General features: G+C 69.5%; 9 protein-coding genes. 8 read left to right on the top strand and 1 reads right to left on the bottom strand.

What is annotated here, in order from left to right:
- Positions 1-59: 59 nt before the first annotated feature.
- Both KNO15_RS23440 and KNO15_RS22025 read left to right on the top strand, forming a co-directional pair.
- Positions 60-7,301, top strand: coding sequence for a beta strand repeat-containing protein (locus KNO15_RS23440; protein ID WP_241706100.1), 7,242 nt, complete (start codon positions 60-62; stop codon positions 7,299-7,301).
- Between the two features lie 75 nt (positions 7,302-7,376).
- Positions 7,377-8,054 carry a hypothetical protein gene (locus KNO15_RS22025; RefSeq protein ID WP_241706101.1) on the top strand — a complete coding sequence of 226 codons (678 nt, stop codon included), beginning with the start codon at positions 7,377-7,379 and terminating at the stop codon, positions 8,052-8,054.
- A 59-nt stretch (positions 8,055-8,113) separates the two neighbouring features.
- Here the strand turns inward: KNO15_RS22025 and KNO15_RS22030 are convergent, their stop codons facing one another.
- On the bottom strand, positions 8,114-9,118 hold the full coding sequence (locus KNO15_RS22030; RefSeq protein ID WP_241706102.1) for a LacI family DNA-binding transcriptional regulator: 1,005 nt from the start codon (positions 9,116-9,118) through the stop codon (positions 8,114-8,116).
- Positions 9,119-9,264: 146 nt separating this feature from the next.
- On the opposite strand from KNO15_RS22030, the gene KNO15_RS22035 reads away from it, so the two are divergent.
- Genes KNO15_RS22035 through KNO15_RS22060 form a run of 6 tightly spaced genes read left to right on the top strand, consistent with a single transcriptional unit; the run spans position 9,265 to position 18,050 of the window.
- Positions 9,265-10,548: an ABC transporter substrate-binding protein gene (locus KNO15_RS22035; protein ID WP_241706103.1), complete on the top strand. Its 1,284-nt coding sequence runs from the start codon at positions 9,265-9,267 to the stop codon at positions 10,546-10,548.
- Between the two features lie 56 nt (positions 10,549-10,604).
- Positions 10,605-11,576, top strand: coding sequence for a carbohydrate ABC transporter permease (locus tag KNO15_RS22040; RefSeq protein WP_241706104.1), 972 nt, complete (start codon positions 10,605-10,607; stop codon positions 11,574-11,576).
- On the top strand, positions 11,573-12,343 hold the full coding sequence (locus KNO15_RS22045; protein WP_241706105.1) for a carbohydrate ABC transporter permease: 771 nt from the start codon (positions 11,573-11,575) through the stop codon (positions 12,341-12,343). The genes KNO15_RS22040 and KNO15_RS22045 overlap by 4 nt, the downstream gene beginning before the upstream one ends.
- Positions 12,340-12,696: an L-rhamnose mutarotase gene (locus tag KNO15_RS22050; protein WP_241706106.1), complete on the top strand. Its 357-nt coding sequence runs from the start codon at positions 12,340-12,342 to the stop codon at positions 12,694-12,696. The genes KNO15_RS22045 and KNO15_RS22050 overlap by 4 nt, the downstream gene beginning before the upstream one ends.
- Positions 12,693-14,450 carry a hypothetical protein gene (locus KNO15_RS22055; protein ID WP_241706107.1) on the top strand — a complete coding sequence of 586 codons (1,758 nt, stop codon included), beginning with the start codon at positions 12,693-12,695 and terminating at the stop codon, positions 14,448-14,450. Before KNO15_RS22050 ends, KNO15_RS22055 begins: the two co-directional genes overlap by 4 nt.
- A gap of 30 nt (positions 14,451-14,480) precedes the next feature.
- Positions 14,481-18,050 (top strand): hypothetical protein, encoded by a 3,570-nt coding sequence (locus tag KNO15_RS22060; RefSeq protein ID WP_241706108.1) that lies wholly within the window; start codon positions 14,481-14,483, stop codon positions 18,048-18,050.
- Positions 18,051-18,061 lie beyond the last annotated feature (11 nt).

Consider the following 18,061-nt stretch of genomic DNA (forward strand, 5'->3'; position numbering starts at 1 on the left):
TAGCTGATAACCGGCCGTGCGCTTTGACGTCCGGAGACACCTGTGGGGAAGGAAACGCTGTGGCGCGTCGTACCGCTGAGAGCTCGATCGCGGATGAACGGCTCGGCCGGAGGATCCGGTCGCTGTTCTGGTACCGCGACTCGCCGACCCGCGGGTTTCGTGTAGTCTCCGCGCTGCTCGCGATCGGCATCGGCGCCGTGTCCGTCTTCAGCCTGGGCGGGGCAGCCACCGCGGCGACGACGGCGGTGCACGAGATCACGACGAACTGGGTCGGAAGCCCGACTTCGGCACCGTACGGAGCGGCGCTGACCACCGAATGGCATGTCAACACGAACGACGCGACCAACCCGCAGGCGAACGCTCCTGTCGACAACGTCCGCCTGACCCTCGTGGCCACCAACGGCGTGTTCGCCAGCATTCCCGCCGTCTGCCAGACGAAGGGCGTCACGCCGGCCTCCGCGATCTCCGCCAACGGCACCACGCTGGTCTGCAACCTCGGCACGATCACCGAGGGAACGGCGTCCGTCGTCCAAGCGCCCGTGCGCGCCACGGGAGCCGTCGGCTCGAAGCTCTCCGTGTCGGGCACGGTGACCTCGGATTCGGCGACCGCGCCCGCCGGCCCGGCGGCGACGACCGCTCTCCCGATCCCCGGCAGCCACGGTATGGATCTCGTGCTGAGCGGTAGTCAAGGACAAGAGATCACGATGGCGAGCCGGTTCGGCGGCAACCGCCAGACGACGTGGGCCGACTACGGCATCGCCATGACCGCAGGAAGCATCCCCGGACCGTCGTCGTACACATTCACCGTGGACATCGCGGTCTCGCCGGCCGGCCAGCTGCCGGGCCTGCAGTGGGAGGGCTGCGCGCCGGTCGACGCATCGAACGCCGCCGCGGGGATTCCCTTCTCGGCATCCAGCTTCAGCAACCGGACGAACGCTCCGACCTGCACGATCAGCGGCAGCGGCACCCACTACACCGTCACGCTGAGCGGCCTCGACTACTCGCTCCAGCACGTGCCCACGACCGACAGCCTCGGCGCCGCGATCCCCGCCAGCACGGTCTTCATCGCAGCCGGGCGATTGGCCTTCAGCTACACCAGTCCCGTCACGACCTCCACGGGCGTGACGTTCACCGCGACCCCGACTCCGTTCACCTTCACCGACGGGGTCACCCAGCCGGAGACGAACACCGCCAACGACTCCACCGCGACCACACTGACGGTGCCCGGGATCTTCTCGAACAGCTGGCAGGGCGGCCCGACCATCGGCAGGGCGCCGTGGGACGCGAATCTCTGGGTGGCTCCTGGCACTTCCCAGAGCTCCGTCTTCCCCGACCCCGGTGCGGGGACGTCGACGAACCCCGGGCCATACCCCTTCACCAAGCAGCCTCTCGTCGCCATGGCCGACAGCGTGGCCTGGACCGGTTACACGGGAGCAGGCGGCGCGGACCTCGCCGGCTCCTGCACCATGGTGCAGAACCCCGCTGCCTTCGTTCCCCGCTATGTCGACGCCGTCGCGGCCGATGTCGACTACACGCCGATCAAGTCGGCCCACTTCTGGTACCGCGCGGACGCGATCAACACCAAGACCGAGACCTGCGGGGAGCCCGTCGGCGTCGCGGGCAGCCCGTGGATCGCCCTGCCGCTCCCCGCAGCGTGCGCCACTCAGAGCACCCTGATCAACCCCTGGAACTCGGACGCGCAGTGCTACGCCACGCTGCCCGCCGGCGTGACAGCGGTGAAGATGACCTGGGATCCGGCTGTCGACAAGCAGGTCCACCACTTCCTGCGGGTGTGGGGATACGTCCCGCCCACTGCACCCATCGGCGCGGAGTCGTGGACCGTCGGTGCGTTCAACGCGCCGTTCAACACGGCGACCACGTATCCGGGGTACCCCACGCTGAACAATTACGTCAACATCAGCACCAGTGGTGGCGTCATCGCCACGATCCCGGGCAGCACGTACGGGCCGAACACGAACGGCATCCGCGACGCCTTCCGTGTCCAGGGCCCGACCGGCGTCATCACGAAGACGACCCCGAGAACGACCGCACAGCCGGGTGTCCCTGTCACCTTCAACCTCACGGCGGAAGCGGACCTCGCCGTTCAGAGTCCACCGAACCAGACCTTCACCGTCACCGACACCCTGCCGACCGGCATGAGCTATGTCGCGGGCAGCGGCACGCCGACGCCGACGGTGTCGACGAACGGCTCCGGCCAACAGGTTCTCAGCTACACGTTCACGAATGTGGCCGCGAACACCTCCCGGCCCATCACCTATCAGGCTGAGATCCCGGCCGGCACCTCGGTCCCGCCGGACACGGTGTTGACGAACATCGCCCAGATCGACGTGCCCGGCGACAATCGACCGGCCGGCGTTCGCCAGGCCACGGCGAGCGTGACGGTTCCCAACAACGGCGCGACGAGCCTCGGCAAGTCCGTCGAGTCGAACACGCTGTCCTTCTACGGCGACTCGTCGGCGTGGGACCTGGTCGTGAGGTCCCAGGACCCGGTCAGCAACCCCTACACCGACACCATCGACATCCTCCCGAACAAGGCAGACGGCCGCGGCACCACGATCGACGGCACCTACTCCGTGACCGGGGTGACAGCGCCGGCCGGATCGACGGTGTACTACTCGACAGCGCCGATCGCATCGTTGAGCAACGACCCGCGTGCTGCCTCCAACGGTGGAACTCCGGGCAGCACGTCGGGCAACACGGTCGGCTGGTCGACCACGGCTGTCGCGCACCCGACCGCCGTGCGCGTGATCGGCCCGGCCCTCGCCCCTGGCGCAGTCCAGACGATCCGGATCGCGTTCACGACGCCGGCCGGCACGAGCTGCGCGGCGCCGGCGTCGTCGGACAACAAGCCGGGCCAGCTGCTGGTGAACTCGGCGAACTCGATCGCCGGGCACACCGCGCTCCCGATGCTGTCGTCGGCGACGACGACCATCGGCGACTGCTACGCCCTCGATCTGAAGAAGTACGTGCTGGTCAAGGGCGGCGACCCCGCGAAGGCCGCAGACTGGCACGACGCGAACAGCACCGCCGACTACCAGCAGTACGCGGCGGGCGACACGGTTCCGTACAAGATCACGGTGACGAACAAGGGCACGGGCACGCTGACCAACGTCCCGGTGACGGATGCGCTGATCCCCGGCTGCGACTTCACGGTCGCGAGCCTCGCGGCGGGAGCCTCGGCGTCGAACACGTGCTCCACGACGGCGGTCGTCGGCACGACGGTGAACGTCGCCTCGGTGAGCGTCACGCCCCCGTCCGGGCCGACCCTGACCGCCACCGACCCGGCAGGCATCGTCGTGCCCGACCCGTACCGCGTGGTGAAGACCTCCAACCCGGCACCGGGCACCCCGGTCGCCCCCGGCGGAACCGTCACCTACACGATCACGGTCTCGGAACCGGCCGGCAGCGCTGCGCCGTCGCTGAACCCGTCGCTGACGGACGATCTGTCGAAGGTGCTCGACGACGCGACCTACAACGGCGATGTCACCTCGACGGCCGGAACTGCGTCCGTGACCGGGCAGACCCTGCAGTGGTCGGCCGCGGCGATCATGCCGGGGCAGACGATCACGATCACCTACTCGGTGAAGGTCAAGAACCCGGACACGGGCGACAAGGTGATGACCAACGTGGTCACCACTCCGTCCGGCGGCAACTGCGTGACCGGCAACACGGATCCCGCGTGCACGGTGACGACGAATGTCGAGTCGTTCACGGTGGCCAAGACCGCCTCGGTCGCGCAGGCCGCCGAAGGCCAGACGGTGACCTACACGGTGACGGTCACGAACACGGGCACGGCCGCCTACACGGCGGCGAACCCGGCATCGTTCACCGATTCCCTCGCCGGCGTCCTCGATGACGCCACGTACAACAACGACGCGAGCAACGGAGCGACCTACGCCGCCCCGACCGTGTCCTGGTCGGGAGCGCTGGCCGTCGGAGCGAGCACGACCGTCACCTATTCGGTCACCGTGAACACGCCCGACACCGGCGACCACCTGCTGAAGAACACCGTCAAGCCCACCGGCGACGGCGGAACGTGCGCCTCGGCAGGCGCGTGCGACACGCGGACGCCGATCGCGTCGTACACGGTCTCCAAGACCGCCTCGACGTCGACGACCTCGCCGGGCGGCGTCGTCGTCTACACCGTGACGGTGACCAACACGGGTCAGGTCGGCTACACGGCGGCGAACCCCGCCTCCTTCACCGACAGCCTCGCCGGCGTGCTGGACGACGCCACGTACAACGGGGACGCGAACAACGGCGCGACGTATGCCGCGCCGACCATCTCGTGGTCGGGTGCGCTGGCCATCGGCGCGACCAGGACGGTCACGTACTCCGTCACGGTGAACACGCCGGATGCCGGTGACCATCTGCTGAAGAACGCGGTCGTCCCCACGGGTTCCGGCGGAAGCTGCACGACGGCCGCCGACTGCACGACCACGACGGCGGTCGGGGGCTACACGGTCTCGAAGACCGCATCGACGGCCTCCACGACGCCCGGCTCGACCGTGACGTACACGATCGTCGTCACCAACACCGGGCAGGTCGCGTACACCGCAGCCAACCCCGCGACGATCACCGACAACCTCACCGGCGTGCTGGATGACGCGGTCTACAACAACGACGCATCCAACGGTGCGACGTACGCGGCCCCGACGCTCAGCTGGGCGGGACCGCTGGCCCTGGGCGCCACGCAGACGATCACCTACTCGGTGACGGTGAAGAACCCGGACCGCGGCGACCATGTGCTGAAGAACGCGGTGTTCACCCCGCCTGGCGTCGGCAACTGTGACGCGGGTTCCGCCGACCCGGCCTGTACGACCGTGACCCCGGTGAAGTCCTACCGCGTCGTCAAGACGAGCCCTGCCACCACGGTGACGCCGGGCCAGGTCGTTCCGTACACGATCACGATCACGAACACGGGGCAGGTGGCGTACACGGCCGCCGATCCCGCGACGTTCACCGATGATCTGACGGACGTCCTCGACGACGCCACGTACAACGGGGATGCCACGGGCGGCGCCACGATCGCCGGGAGCACCCTCTCCTGGTCGGGTGCCCTGGCCGTGGGAGCAACGGTGACGGTCACCTACTCGGTCACCATCGACATCCCCGACGCGGGCGACCACGTCCTCCACAATGCCGTCGTCACCGACGCGACCGGAAACTGCGCGACGGGATCGACGGACCCCTCGTGCGCGGTGCAGATCCCGACGAAGGCGTTCCACGTCACGAAGTCGGCCTCGTCGTCCACGACGACTCCGGGGGCGACCGTGACGTACACGATCGTGGTGACCAACACGGGTCAGGTCGACTACACGGCCGCGTCTCCTGCGACGTTCACCGACGACCTGACGAAGGTCATCGACGACGCGACGTACAACAACGACGCGACGAACGGGGCTGTCTACTCCGCACCTACCCTGTCGTGGTCGGGGGCCCTCCCGGTCGGCGCCTCCGAGACGATCACCTACACGGTGACCGTGAAGGACCCGGACACCGGTGATCACCTGCTCGACAACACCGTTGTCACTCCGCCCGGTCTCGGCGGCGACTGCACGGTCGACTCGACCGATCCGGACTGCTCGGTGACCGTGCCGGTCCAGTCGTACACGACCGCTAAGACGGCCTCCACGACGACCACCACGGAGGGCTCCCGCGTCACCTACACGGTGACGGTGACGAACACCGGTGCGGTCGACTACACCGCGACGTCGCCTGCGACGTTCACCGACGACCTGACGAAGGTCCTCGATGACGCCACGTACAACAACGACGCCACCAACGGTGCGACCTACGCGGCGCCGACCCTCAGCTGGGCGGGCGCACTGCCCGTCGGCGGAACGAAGACCGTCACCTACTCGGTCACGGTCGCGAGCCCCGACACCGGTGACCACTCGTTGAAGAACGCCGTGGTGCCGACGGGCGACGGCGGAAGCTGCGCGACGGCCGGTGGCTGCGCCACCACCACACTCGTGCAGTCGTACTCCGTGGTGAAGACCTCGTCGACGACGACCACGCAGCCCGGTGACACGGTCTCGTACACGATCACCGTGACGAACACCGGTCAAGTCCCGTTCACCGCCACGAACCCGGCGTCCTTCACGGATGACCTCACGAGTGTGCTGGACGACGCGACGTACAACAACGACGCGACGAACGCGGCCGTGTACTCGACGCCCGTGCTCTCCTGGTCCGGCCCGCTCGCCGTCGGCGCGACGCAGACCGTGACCTATTCGGTGAAGGTGAAGAGCCCGGCTACGGGCGACAAGGTCCTCACCAACGCCGTGGTCACCCCCACCGGGCCCTGCGTGTCGGGGTCGACCGATCCGAACTGCGTGGTCGTCGTGCCCGTGCAGTCGTACTCGACCGTGAAGACGGCCTCCACCGTCGACACCAAGCCGGGCGCGACCGTCACCTACACGATCGTCGTCACCAACACCGGAGCGGTTCCGTACACCGCCGCGGCGCCGGCGACCTTCCGAGACGATCTGAGCGGCGTCCTCGACGATGCGACCTACAACAAGGACGCGACAGGCGGGGCGGTGTACACGGCGCCGACCCTGAGTTGGGCCGGAGCCCTGGCGGTCGGAGGAACGGCCACCATCACCTACTCGGTGACGGTGAAGAGTCCGGACACGGGCGACCACGTGCTGAAGAACGCGGTCATCACCCCGACGGGGCCGTGCGCGGCCGGCTCGACCGACCCTGCCTGTTCGACCACGGTCTCCGTGCAGTCGTATCACGTCGCCAAGGCGGCATCCGCTTCGTCGGTCGCCCCCGGTGGGGTCGTGACGTACACGATCACCGTCACGAACACCGGCACCGTGCCCTTCACGAGCAGCGCGCCCGCGACGTTCACGGACGACCTGACGAACGTCCTGGCCAGCGCGACCTACAACGGAGACGCGAGCAGCGGCGCGACCTACACTGCGCCGACGCTCGCCTGGGCCGGCCCCTTGGCCGTCGGCCAGACGGTCCACGTGACCTACAGCGTGAGGCTTCTGGCCGCCGATCGACCGGGCACGGTCCTGCACAACGTCGTCACCACACCGACGGACCCGGCAGGGGAGGTCTCCAACTGCTTGGCCGGAGACACCGACCCGGACTGCGCCGCGGATGTGACGGTCGATCCGCCGGCAGCGCCACCTGCGGCATCCGACCCGCTCGCCCACACGGGCAGCGACCTCCTCCCGCCGTTCCTGTGGGGAGCTCTGCTTCTCCTGACCGGATTCGGACTGGTGATCGGGCTGCGACTGCGCCGGCGGCGCCGGAGCTGACTCCGGGTACCGCGCTGCGTGCCCGCCCGACGTCACGGGCGGGCGCGCAGCACCCACTACGACGAAAGCGCACGCATGAACACCCCGCACACCCGCCGCGCGATCCTCCTGCGGTGGACCATCGGATTGCTGACGACGGGCCTGCTCGGCAGCGTCTTCCTGTTGACGCCGGCAGCATCGGCCGCCCCTGTCACGGCACCACTGACCGCCCCTGATGGGCTCTCGATCGCGATCACCGACGGGGTGGCCGAAACGGCCTCGGGTGCTTCGTCGGACTACACCGTGACGGTCACCAACCGGGGGACGTCGCCGGTGACCGGGGAACTGGTCGTCACTCTTCCGGAGTTCGCCACGTTCTCGAAAGCAGAAGGCTCGCACCGGGAGAAGGCGGATGCCGTCTGGAAAGTGACCGTCGCCCCCGGCGCGTCCGAGCGTCGTCATGCGAGCGCCGCGATCGGACGCATCCCCGCCACGGCGGTCCGGGTGACGACGCTCGCGACCTGGTACGCGGAAGGGGACCGATCGCGCATCCTCGTCCGCGCCGCGGACGCGAATGCCATCCAGGGTGTGCTCGACCCCGCCCACACCGTCGGCCAGAGCCCGCAGAAGGTGGGCGCCGCTCCGAAAGACCCCACTTTCCTCATCGTGGGTGTCAGCGCCTGCGTCGTGCTCCTTGCGCTCGCCATCGTGGGATTCGTCGTGCTTCGTCGCCGTCGCCGCGAGAGCGTGCCCGTACAGACGCGCGAGGGCTGAGGCCTCCGGGACGGCGGGGACGGGGGCCGGCGGCCGGCCGCGCGGCGGGGAGCGGCGCGTCAGGTGGTCTCGCGCTGCACCAGCGTCGGTTTGAAGAGGGTGCGGTGGTGGGCGTGGCCGGGCTGCCGCTGCATCTCCTCGATGAGCAGGCGCATGGCCTCCATGCCCATCTCGCGTGTCGGCTGGCGCACCGAGGTGAGGGCGGGGGAGAGGGCAGCGGCGTAGGTGATGTCGTCGTACCCGATGATGGCGATGTCGCGCGGGGAGACCAGGCCGGCCTCGTGCACGGCTTGGAGTGCTCCCATCGCCATCACGTCGTTGGCGGCGAAGATGCCGTCGAACGGAGCCTCGCCGCTCGCGAGCAACTCGGACACGGAGGCTCGCGCCGCGGCGGCGGTGAACGCCTCCGCATGGACGAGGTCGAGGGGGACACCGGCATCGCGCCCACGGTCCACGGCGCCGTCGATGCGCGCGTGGGCCTGGTGGATCCGCCGTGGACCGGTCACGATGAGGAGGCGCCGGCAACCGCGCTCGATCAGGTGGTTGACCGCGAGCTCCCCTCCGATGCGGTCGTCGACCGCGACGGAGCAGAACGATTCGAGATCCGCGCCGTCGTCGATCAGCACCGAGGGGATGCCCCCCTCCCGCAGCTGGTCGAGGCGGGGGTGGATGTCGCCGATCGGGGCGAGGATCACGCCGGACACGCGCTGCTCCTGGAAGAGGTCCAGGTAGCGGGCTTCGTTGTCGGCCTGCTCGCGGCTGTTGCCCAGCACGGTCGCGTAGCCGATCTCGGTGGCGACGGACTCGGCGCCGTCGACGAACTCCGTGAAGAAGGGGTTGCCGATGTCGAGGACGAGGAGGCCCACCATGTCGGACTTGCCGACGCGCAGGGCGCGCGCCGACGTGTTGCGGACGTAGCCGAGGTCGTCGATCGCCGTCCGCACGCGCTCGGCGGTGGCTTCCGCGAGCAGCTCCGGTCTGTTGAAATAGTTTGAAACGGTCCCGACCGAGACGCCTGCTCGTTCTGCGACGGCTCCGATGCCGATGGTGGAAATCTGCCTCACCCCTCTCTTGGGCAGTTCTGGCGGGGAACGTGAAGAAGTCCGCGCTTGACGTCTGACCAATTTAGCCATTATGGTGACTTGAATCCATTCAATGCAACATCAATTCAACCCGAGAATTCCCTTGCCGAAGAAGCTGAGGAGAGGCAATGAAGAAAACGCTCGTCGCAGCCGTGGTCGCCGTCACCGCGGTGGCCCTCGCCGGATGCTCGTCCGGCCCAGCAGAGTCCGCCGTCTCGACGGCCGCTCCCACCGGGACCATCCAGTTCCAGAGCTGGACCCCCACCCAGGAGACGTTCGACCAGATCTCCTCCGGATTCACGAAGGAGAACCCGAAGGCGAAGGTCACCGGTACGCTCTCGCCGTTCGAGGACTATCAGACCGCCCTGCAGACACAGCTGCGCAGCGGCGCCGGCCCCGACGTCTTCGTCGTCCAGCCCGGCGCCATGCTCAACCAGTATCGCCAGTACATCGAACCCGTCGACGCGTACGAAGCGGCGTTCGACGGCGCGGGCTGGAAATCCGCGTACAACGCCGGGCCGCTGACGCGTTCGCAGGTGGGCGGCAAGACCTACGGCCTCCCCGTCGGGTACGGCGTGGCGGGCTTCCTCTGGGTCAACAAGACCATCCTGAAGGAGCACGGCATCGCCGTCCCGAAGACCTATGCCGAACTGAAGGCCGCGGCGGCGAAGCTCCACGACGCCGGCATCGCGCCCATCGCCTTCGGTGGCAAGGACACCTGGCAGGACATCGACTACTTCCTGGCGACCGCCGCAGCCATCGACGCGAAGGCCACCTACGCCGCTCTCGACGGGTCGGGGAAGTGGACCGACAAGAGCCTCGTCTCCGCGTTCGAGAAGTGGAAGGCCCTGTTCGCGGACGGCCTGACGCAGGAGGGTGCTGCGGGCGCGGCGACGTACACCGACACCTATGACCTGTTCACCAAGGGCAAGGCGGCGTTCTTCGCCAACGGCAGCTGGAACCTGGACATGTACAAGAACTCGCTCGCCCTCATCTCCGGCTACGACATCGACGCGATCCCACTGCCCGTGGACGGCGTCGCCGGCGGCGCGCCGGTCATCGGCGATGTCACCGGCATCGTCGTCGTCAACAAGAACAGCAAGAACAAGTCCGCTGCGTTCCAGCTCGCCCGCTACATGAGCCGCGGTGCCGGGGCGCAGACGCTCACCGACGCCGCCCTCGACTTCCCCGTCACGAAGGACGGCCCGACACCGCAGGGACTGCCCGAGCAGGCCTCGACCGCCCGCGCTTCGATCGAGTCGCTCATCGCCGACCACCTCGCCGGCTACCGCCAGGTGCCGTCGGCGTCGGTCAACACCGCGCTCGGCGATGCTCTCGTCGGTGTCATCAGCTCCGGTCTCTCGCCGGCAGACGCCGCGAAGCGCGTGCAGGAGGCCGCCGACAACTCCTGAGCCGTCCGAGCAGGGCGGCGTGATCGACTCACGACGCAATCGAAAGGAACACGAGCATGACCTCCCCGTCCACCATCGAGGCCGAGCGCCCCGGAGCGGCACCCGCGCGGCCGCCGGCGTCGGCGGGACGGCGCCCGAGGCGCCCCACCGCCGACGCGGGGTGGCGGAAGGGGTGGCTGGGCCCGGCGCTGATCGTCCCCGCGATGCTGATCTTCCTGGTCTACATCGCCTACCCGGTCGTCGCGAACCTCGTGCTCAGCCTCTTCGGGAACAGCGACCTCGATCCGGGGCTGTCGTTCGTCGGCCTGAAGAACTACGAGTGGATCGCCACCGCCAGACCGTCGCTGCTCGCGTTCCGCAACGTGCTCGTGTTCGCCGTGCTGACGGTCCCGGTGCAGATGGTCCTCGGCCTCCTGTTCGCCGTCGCCCTGCAGGGGAAGGGGATCGTCCGCGGGATCCTGCGGACGCTCCTCTTCCTCCCCGTCGTGCTGACGCCGGTCGTCGTCGGTTACCTCTACGCCGACCTGCTCGAAGCGTCGAACGGACCCGTCAATACAGCGCTCCGCAGTCTCGGTCTCGGCGTCGCGGCGCAGCAGTGGCTGTCCGACCCGGCTCTCGCCCTCCCGGTCGTCGCGTTCGTCAACGTGTGGATGTGGACGGGATTCAGCATGGCGATCTACCAGGCCGCGCTGTCAGCGATCGACGACGAGGTCCTCGAGGCGGCCTCGCTCGACGGAGCCAACCGGTTCCAGAGCCTCTGGCACGTCCTCGTGCCCATGCTTCGACCGGCGCACTTCTCGCTGCTGATCCTGGGCGTGATCGGCACGCTCAAGACCTTCGACCTCGTGTACGTCCTCACCCGTGGCGGTCCCGACAACGCCAGCCAGGTCCCGACCACGCTCCTGTTCCAGACGCTGCTCGACGGTCGCGACGGCCGCGCCGCCGCCATCGGCACCGTCGTGTTCCTGCTCGCCATGATCTGCACGGCGTTCCAGCTGCGCCAGTACCTGAAAGGGGACCGCTCATGAAGGCGGGCCGGATCGCCGTGACGATCATGCTGTTCGTCACCATCGTGTGGATGCTGCCGCTCTACCGGCTCGTGTCCGTCTCCCTGTCCGACGGCGGCGTCGCCAATTACGCTGCGGTCGTCGCGAAGGAGGGGATCGGGCGCTACCTGCTCAACAGCGCCGTCGTGACGGCGTTCACCGTCGTGCTCGTGCTCGCGCTGGCGTCCATCGGAGCTTTCGCCTTCAGCAAGCTCCGCTTCCGCGGGCGGAACCTCGTCTACGGCCTCCTGCTCTCCGGCTTGATGATCCCTGTGGCGGCGATCCTGGTGCCGCTCAGCGGCATCCAGCAGGCGCTGGGGCTGTACAACACGTATCCCGGGCTGATCCTGCCGTACACGGCGCTCGCTCTGCCCTTCGCGCTCGTCATCCTGCGCGGGGCGTACGACGGGCTCCCCGACCAGCTGCTGGAGGCGGCAGTGGTGGACGGGGCCAGCACGTGGCGGGCGTTCCTGCGCGTGATGCTGCCCCTGACGACGCCGACGCTCGTCATGGTCGGGATCTGGACCTTCCTCAACTCGTGGAACGAGTTCCTGCTCGCGCTGCTCTTCATGTCGGCCCCCGAGATGCGGACGGTGACGGTGGTGCCGGCGAGCTTCCAGCTGTCGTTCTTCGTTGACGTGCCGAAGATCTTCGCCGCGCTCGTGATCATCCAGCTTCCCGTGGTCCTTCTCTACGCACTCCTGCAAGGCAAGTTCCAGCGCGGCCTGACGGCGGGAGCGGTCAAGTGACGCAGAAGGTCTGCTTCCTCCTCCGCATCGACCCGGCGGCGACCGGCGAGTACGTGGACCGGCACGACAGGATCTGGCCCGAGATGCTGGAGGCCCTGCACGAGAGCGGCTACCGCAACTACTCGATGTTCCTCGACCCGACCGGGCTGCTCGTCGGCTACCTCGAGACGGATGACTTCGCCGCCAGCAGTAGCCGGATGGCCGCCCACCCCGTGCAGCAGCGCTGGAGCGATTCGATGGAGGCGATGTTCCTGCCCGTCGACCAGGCCCGTCCGGTCGGCACCATCGCGCCGCTCCGGCACGTCTTCGATCTCGACCGTCAGCGGGCGACGATGCCGGAGGGGGCCGCATGACCGCGGGCCCCGTCCGCGTCGCCGTCCTGGGGACGCCATCGCAGCCGGAGACCGATTGGTCGTCCGAACGCCTCCGCGATCTCGGCCGCGACGGCTTCACCGACGTCCAGGTGAACATCGCGTGGTCCTACCGGCCGGCCGATGAGGTGCTCACTCTCGAGGACCTCGTCGCGGTCGAAGGTGCTCCGGAGTCCGGCGGGCGCGACGGCGACGACGGGCGTGCCCGGCGCCTCGCGGTGGTCCGGAAGCGGACCGAGGCGGCGCACGACGCCGGACTGCGGACGCTCCTCCACCTCGGCCTGCCCTACCAGGGCCGTGCCGGCTTCGACGGGGCGGCACTGCCGCAGTGCGTCTCCGATCCCGCGACCGCGGAACGCTACGACGTCGCCCTCGGCGATCTCGCCGGCCGGTTGCCGGATCTCGACGACCTCCTGATCTACACCTACGACCAGGACGCCTGGCTGTGCAGCGAGTTCGGGGACTGCCCGCGCTGCTCCGGCGTGCCGCTCCACCGCCGCCTCCCCGCCTTCCTCGCGTCGCTCGCCGCCCGGTGGCGCCGGCTCCGGCCGCACGGCCGGCTGTGGTGGGAGCCCTGGGAGCTCTCGGCCGGGCAGGCCCTCGCGTGCATCCACGCGCTCGCGGACGTGCCGATCGGTCTCATGGTGCACAGCAATGTCGGCGAGGTCATCTCGACAGGCGCGGCCGACCGTTTCGTGCGCGCCGCCGTGGCCGGTGCGGCTCGCGCAGGCCTCCCCATCGTCGTCGAGGTCTTCCTGTCGTCGTCGAATGAAGAGGTCGAGCCCTGGCGGCATCTGCCCGTCCCCGGAGTGACACTGCGGCAGCTCAGGGCGGTCGAGTCGCTCGACGGCGTCGCCGGGATCAAGGAGTACTTCGGGTTGCAGGCCGACCCGTTCGACGTGAACGCCCTCGCCGCGGCGGCGCACTTCGCCGATCCGGGCGCCCCCGACGACAGGATCCTGGAGCTTCTCGCCGCTCGGTTCGAGCGGCCCTGGCTCGCTGGGTTCTGGCGAGTCGCGTCGGAGGCCTACGAGCTCTACCCGTGGGACGCGTCGTGGTTCGTCCGCCAGCTGGGCCGGAGCGAGCCCGTGCACGCGCTGTCGGCGGCGACGGTCCGCGGCACCCAGACCGCGGCGTCCGAATGGGACACGCCGGCCTGGCGGTCGACCCGTCACGCGGTGTTCCAGCGCGTCGACGACAGCGAGCCGCACCCCTGGCTCCTCGAGGACGTGCAGCTGCGGTTCCAGGCTGCGGCCGACCGCATGACGGAAGCCTTCGCACTGGTCCCCCGCAGCGCCGTCGACGTGGACGCGACCGACCCGGACGACCTCCTGGCCGGCCACATCCGCGCCCAGGTGAGCGAGGTCGAGGGGTTCATCACCCGCACGACCGCCTATGCCTGTCACCTCCGGGCTACCGCCCTGGCGGCTCTGTTGCGCTCGGCGCCGCCGGAACGGATCGCGTCGCTGACCGACGAGCTCCGTGCCGTACTGCGCCACGACGCCGACAATCAGGTCCGCGAGCTGCGCCGGCGAGCGGCCCGGCCCGACGATGTGGCTCCGCCGTCGGCGCTGCAGATCGCCGAGCGCTGGGTGGTCCCCGGGCGGGACGACCTGAGCGCGATCGTCGCGGCGATCGCCCTGCTCGACGACGACCCGGTCGCCTTCCTGGACCGTTATCTACTCCCGCAGCCGGGAACGGCCGACGCCGGCCAGTTCAGCGTCACGTCCCGCTGACCCCGCCCATCACGTGCAAGGAGGCACACGATGAAGCACTCCGTTCTGTTCACCGCGGGAGGGGTCGTGGCTGCAGCCGCGGTCGCGACCGCTGTCGCCCTCGTCGTCCCCGCCCTGGTCTCTGCTCCTCCGGTCCGCCTGGCGGCGCCCGTCGCGACCTCGACCCCGCATCCGACGAAGGCGCCGGCGGCTCCGGCCGTCCCGGCCGTCGCGACGGACCCGACGACGACGCCCGCGCCGACTCCTGCCCCGTCGGATCGGGCCTCGTCGCGGGGAGCCGCGGCCCCCGCACACGTGCAGCCGGCCGGCGGTGGAGTGGGCAGCTCACCGGGGTCGGTCGACGTCGACCCCGTCGCACGCACGCTGACGGTGAGCAGCCCGCGGGTCACCCTGGCGGTCGACTACTCGTCCGGTGTGCACCTCACCTCGCTGTCCGTCGACGGGCGCTCCGTGGCCGATGCGGCCGGTTCGACGCCATCCGAGTTCCGGCAGGCCGACGGCACCACGGTGACGAGTGCGGCGGCGACCGGCGCCACAGCGTCGAGCGCAGGCGGATCGACGACCCTTGCCTTCACCGTCCCGCTGACCGCGGGAAGCGTGGCGGAGTCGTGGACCTTCGACGTCGTGGGCGCGAGCGTCCGCTGGTCGATCGCGCGCACCTACCACCTCGCCGGCGCGACCGCGTTGACCCCCACGACCGGCGCGATCACCTGGGGTGCGGACACCTGGGAGAACGTCCGTCGTCCCGCCGACGGCGGAAACATCCCGGTCGGTGGCGCCGCTCTCGACGCAGCCTCGGACGTGTTCACCGAGCACGACGCGCTCCACCGCAATGGGATCCTGCTCGAGCGCGCGCCCAACCATGCCGTGTTCGACACCTCCCAGCTCGTCTACCTGACCCACGGGTCCGCCGCCGGGCTGTCCGTGACGGCGTCCTCGACCGGCACTGTCGCGGCCCTGCTGGCCCGCGAAGGCACCCCCACGGCTCGGGGCGGCCTCACCGGGGGCTGGCGTCTGACCGCGGGGGCGACAGCGTACGCCAACGGGAATCCGAAGGGATACAAGGGCCGCTTCTCCGAAGTCGCCGGCCAGGAGCTTCTCGCGCCCTCCACCTATTCCGACGGCGCGACCGAGCAGGCCGCCTTCACCGTCACGCCCGTGGCCACGGCCGACTACTACGGCTCGGACCAGCTCACCGGGTTCAACGACGCGGCACTGAGCGACCTGATCGGCGACTTCGGCCGCACGATCGTGCAGGGCGCCACGATCGGGGCCAGCTCGGAGCGTTCCTTCCGTGCGGGCGAGGCCCCCGGTTTCACGTCGCCGTGGAACGTGTGGTCGCTCGAGCTGCTGCAGGATCCCGGGGCCTTCGCCTCCATGCGCGGCCAGTTCGACGACATCTTCGCGGAGCCCAAGCGCAACCCGGACGACATCAACGCCCCGGTCGGCGGCAAACTCGGCGGCCTGCAGGACACCACAGGACGCCTGCACTGCTGCGACCCCTACGGGAAGCTGCTCGATGACGCGCAACCCACGTACGAGACCACCGACAACACGCTCAATGCCGTGTTCTCCGTGGCCACGCTCTACAACCTCGACCCCGACCGGGTCTGGCTCACCGGCGTGAAGGACTCCGTCAGGCTGGCGCTCGGCTACGCGGAGAACCACCTGCTGATCCGGTCCGGCCCGACCGCCGGCCTGTTCGCCAACGCCCAGTGCCCCGACCCGCAGAGTCCGACCGGATGCTTCACCGACTGGTCGGAATGGAACGACCAGTACGACATCGGCCAGGTCAGTGCCTACCAGAACGTCTTCGCCTACGGCGCACTCACCCGATGGGCGGAACTCGAACGGAACGTGCTGGGCGACTCCGCCAGAGCCGACCACTACGACCAACTGGCGGCGAACCTCAAGGCGGCATACAACCGGGGCACCGCCGACGGAGGCTTCTGGTCACCGGCGACCACGTCGTTCGCCTACACCCGTGACGCCTCCGGCGCGATCGTGAAGGACTGCTCCAACCTGTTCGCCAACGGCTACGCGTCGATGCTCGGCCTGGTCGACGGCCGACGAGAGCTCAGCTCGGCGCTCGCCGTCTCCGGCCGGTACTCCGCGCTGGAGCAGACCGGCTACGTCTACGATCACGGCGCCCAGGGCGGCACGGACTTCACCTGGAAACTCCCGGGATCGAGCCCAGCCGACTGCGCGTCCGGTGAGAAGCTGGACGACGGCGTCACCCCGCGCATGTACTTCCCGTTCTTCGAGGACGGCGGTGTGCACCCCCTGAACGTCCAGGCAGCTGCGCCGCTCGCGACGGCGACCGGGGACACGAGTGCGCTCGTCGACCAGGCGCGCACCGTCGTCGAGCGCTACACGGAGGACGGCTTCCTCGGCTGGAGCAACATCCAGCCCGACACCCTCCAACCGCGACGTGACATCTGGCAGGAGCCGTTCATGGTCAACAACGTGCTCGGCGTCTGGCCGCTCTACCACGACGTGCTCGGTTTCCAGCCTGCCTACGACCGGCTGGACATCGCTCCCGCGATCGACGCCTCGCTCGTCGGCAGTCACGTCACTTACCGGCTCCGCGGAACGCAGGACGTCGCCGTCTCGTACAACGGCGTCGCGGACTATACCGTGACGACCTCCGGCACGACGCCGATCCGCATCGGCTGGGCGCGCGAAGCGGGCGGGCAGTACACCGTGACGGTCGACGGGGCGGCGCGCACCGTCACGGCGGACGCCGACGGGATGGTGCGCCTCGACGGGCTGCCGAGCGGAACTCATCGGTACGCCCTCACCGGCGCTGCACCGCGAACGGAAGACGATACCGCCGTCCAGTTCTCGTCGCAGTGGTGGGCGGCGCCCGGCGACGCGTTCCTCGGCGGGAGCCTGCGCGGCACCTCCGAAGCGGGGGCGACCGCCCGTGTCGACTTCACCGGCACAGGCATCGACGTCCTCGGATCGGTGGGAGCGGACAAGGGCCGGGCGTCGGTCTCGATCGACGGCCAGGACCTCCCGGACGCCGATTGGTACTCCGCGACATCGGCGAACGGGGCACCGGTCGTCAGAGTCCGCGGGCTGGCGCCGGGCGCGCACGTGCTCACTCTGACCGTCCTCGGCACGCACTCCGCCGGCGCACAGGGCGATCAGGTCACCGTCGATGCCGTCACCGTCATCGGCGGCGCCACCACCCCTCCCGATCCGGCGGCCGGCGCCGAGACGGCCGTCCCCGCCGCCCTGATGACCTACTCCGCGGGCTGGTGGGCGGTCGGCGATCCGGCCTTCCGCTTCGGGCAATTGCGCGGGAGTTCACAGGCCGGCGCCTCGGCCGAGCTCACGTTCACCGGCACCGGGTTCGCGCTCTCCGGCTCCGTCGGCGGGGACAAGGGCATCGCCGTCGTCTCGGTCGACGGTGTCGAGGTCGGCCGCCCGGACTGGTACTCGGACACTCCGGCGAACCAGAGGCGGGTGTTCGAGCTCGGCGGCCTCGCGCCGGGCACGCACGTGCTCCGGGTCGTGGTGGCGGGCGAGCACGGCTCCGCTTCGGTGGGCGACCAGATCAATCTCGACGCGGTCCTCGTACGCACCGGTACCTGAACCGCGTCTCG

It is taken from the genome of Leifsonia shinshuensis (genome assembly GCF_022606355.1).
Lineage (GTDB): Bacteria > Actinomycetota > Actinomycetes > Actinomycetales > Microbacteriaceae > Leifsonia > Leifsonia shinshuensis_B.

Bases quoted from the DNA above. Each gene is read 5' to 3' on its own strand.
- KNO15_RS22025 (WP_241706101.1), top strand. From the start codon at position 7,377: ATGAACACCCCGCACACCCGCCGCGCGATCCTCCTGCGGTGGACCATC.
- KNO15_RS22060 (WP_241706108.1), top strand. From the start codon at position 14,481: ATGAAGCACTCCGTTCTGTTCACCGCGGGAGGGGTCGTGGCTGCAGCC.
- KNO15_RS22045 (WP_241706105.1), top strand. From the start codon at position 11,573: ATGAAGGCGGGCCGGATCGCCGTGACGATCATGCTGTTCGTCACCATC.
- KNO15_RS22040 (WP_241706104.1), top strand. From the start codon at position 10,605: ATGACCTCCCCGTCCACCATCGAGGCCGAGCGCCCCGGAGCGGCACCC.
- KNO15_RS22035 (WP_241706103.1), top strand. From the start codon at position 9,265: ATGAAGAAAACGCTCGTCGCAGCCGTGGTCGCCGTCACCGCGGTGGCC.
- KNO15_RS22055 (WP_241706107.1), top strand. From the start codon at position 12,693: ATGACCGCGGGCCCCGTCCGCGTCGCCGTCCTGGGGACGCCATCGCAG.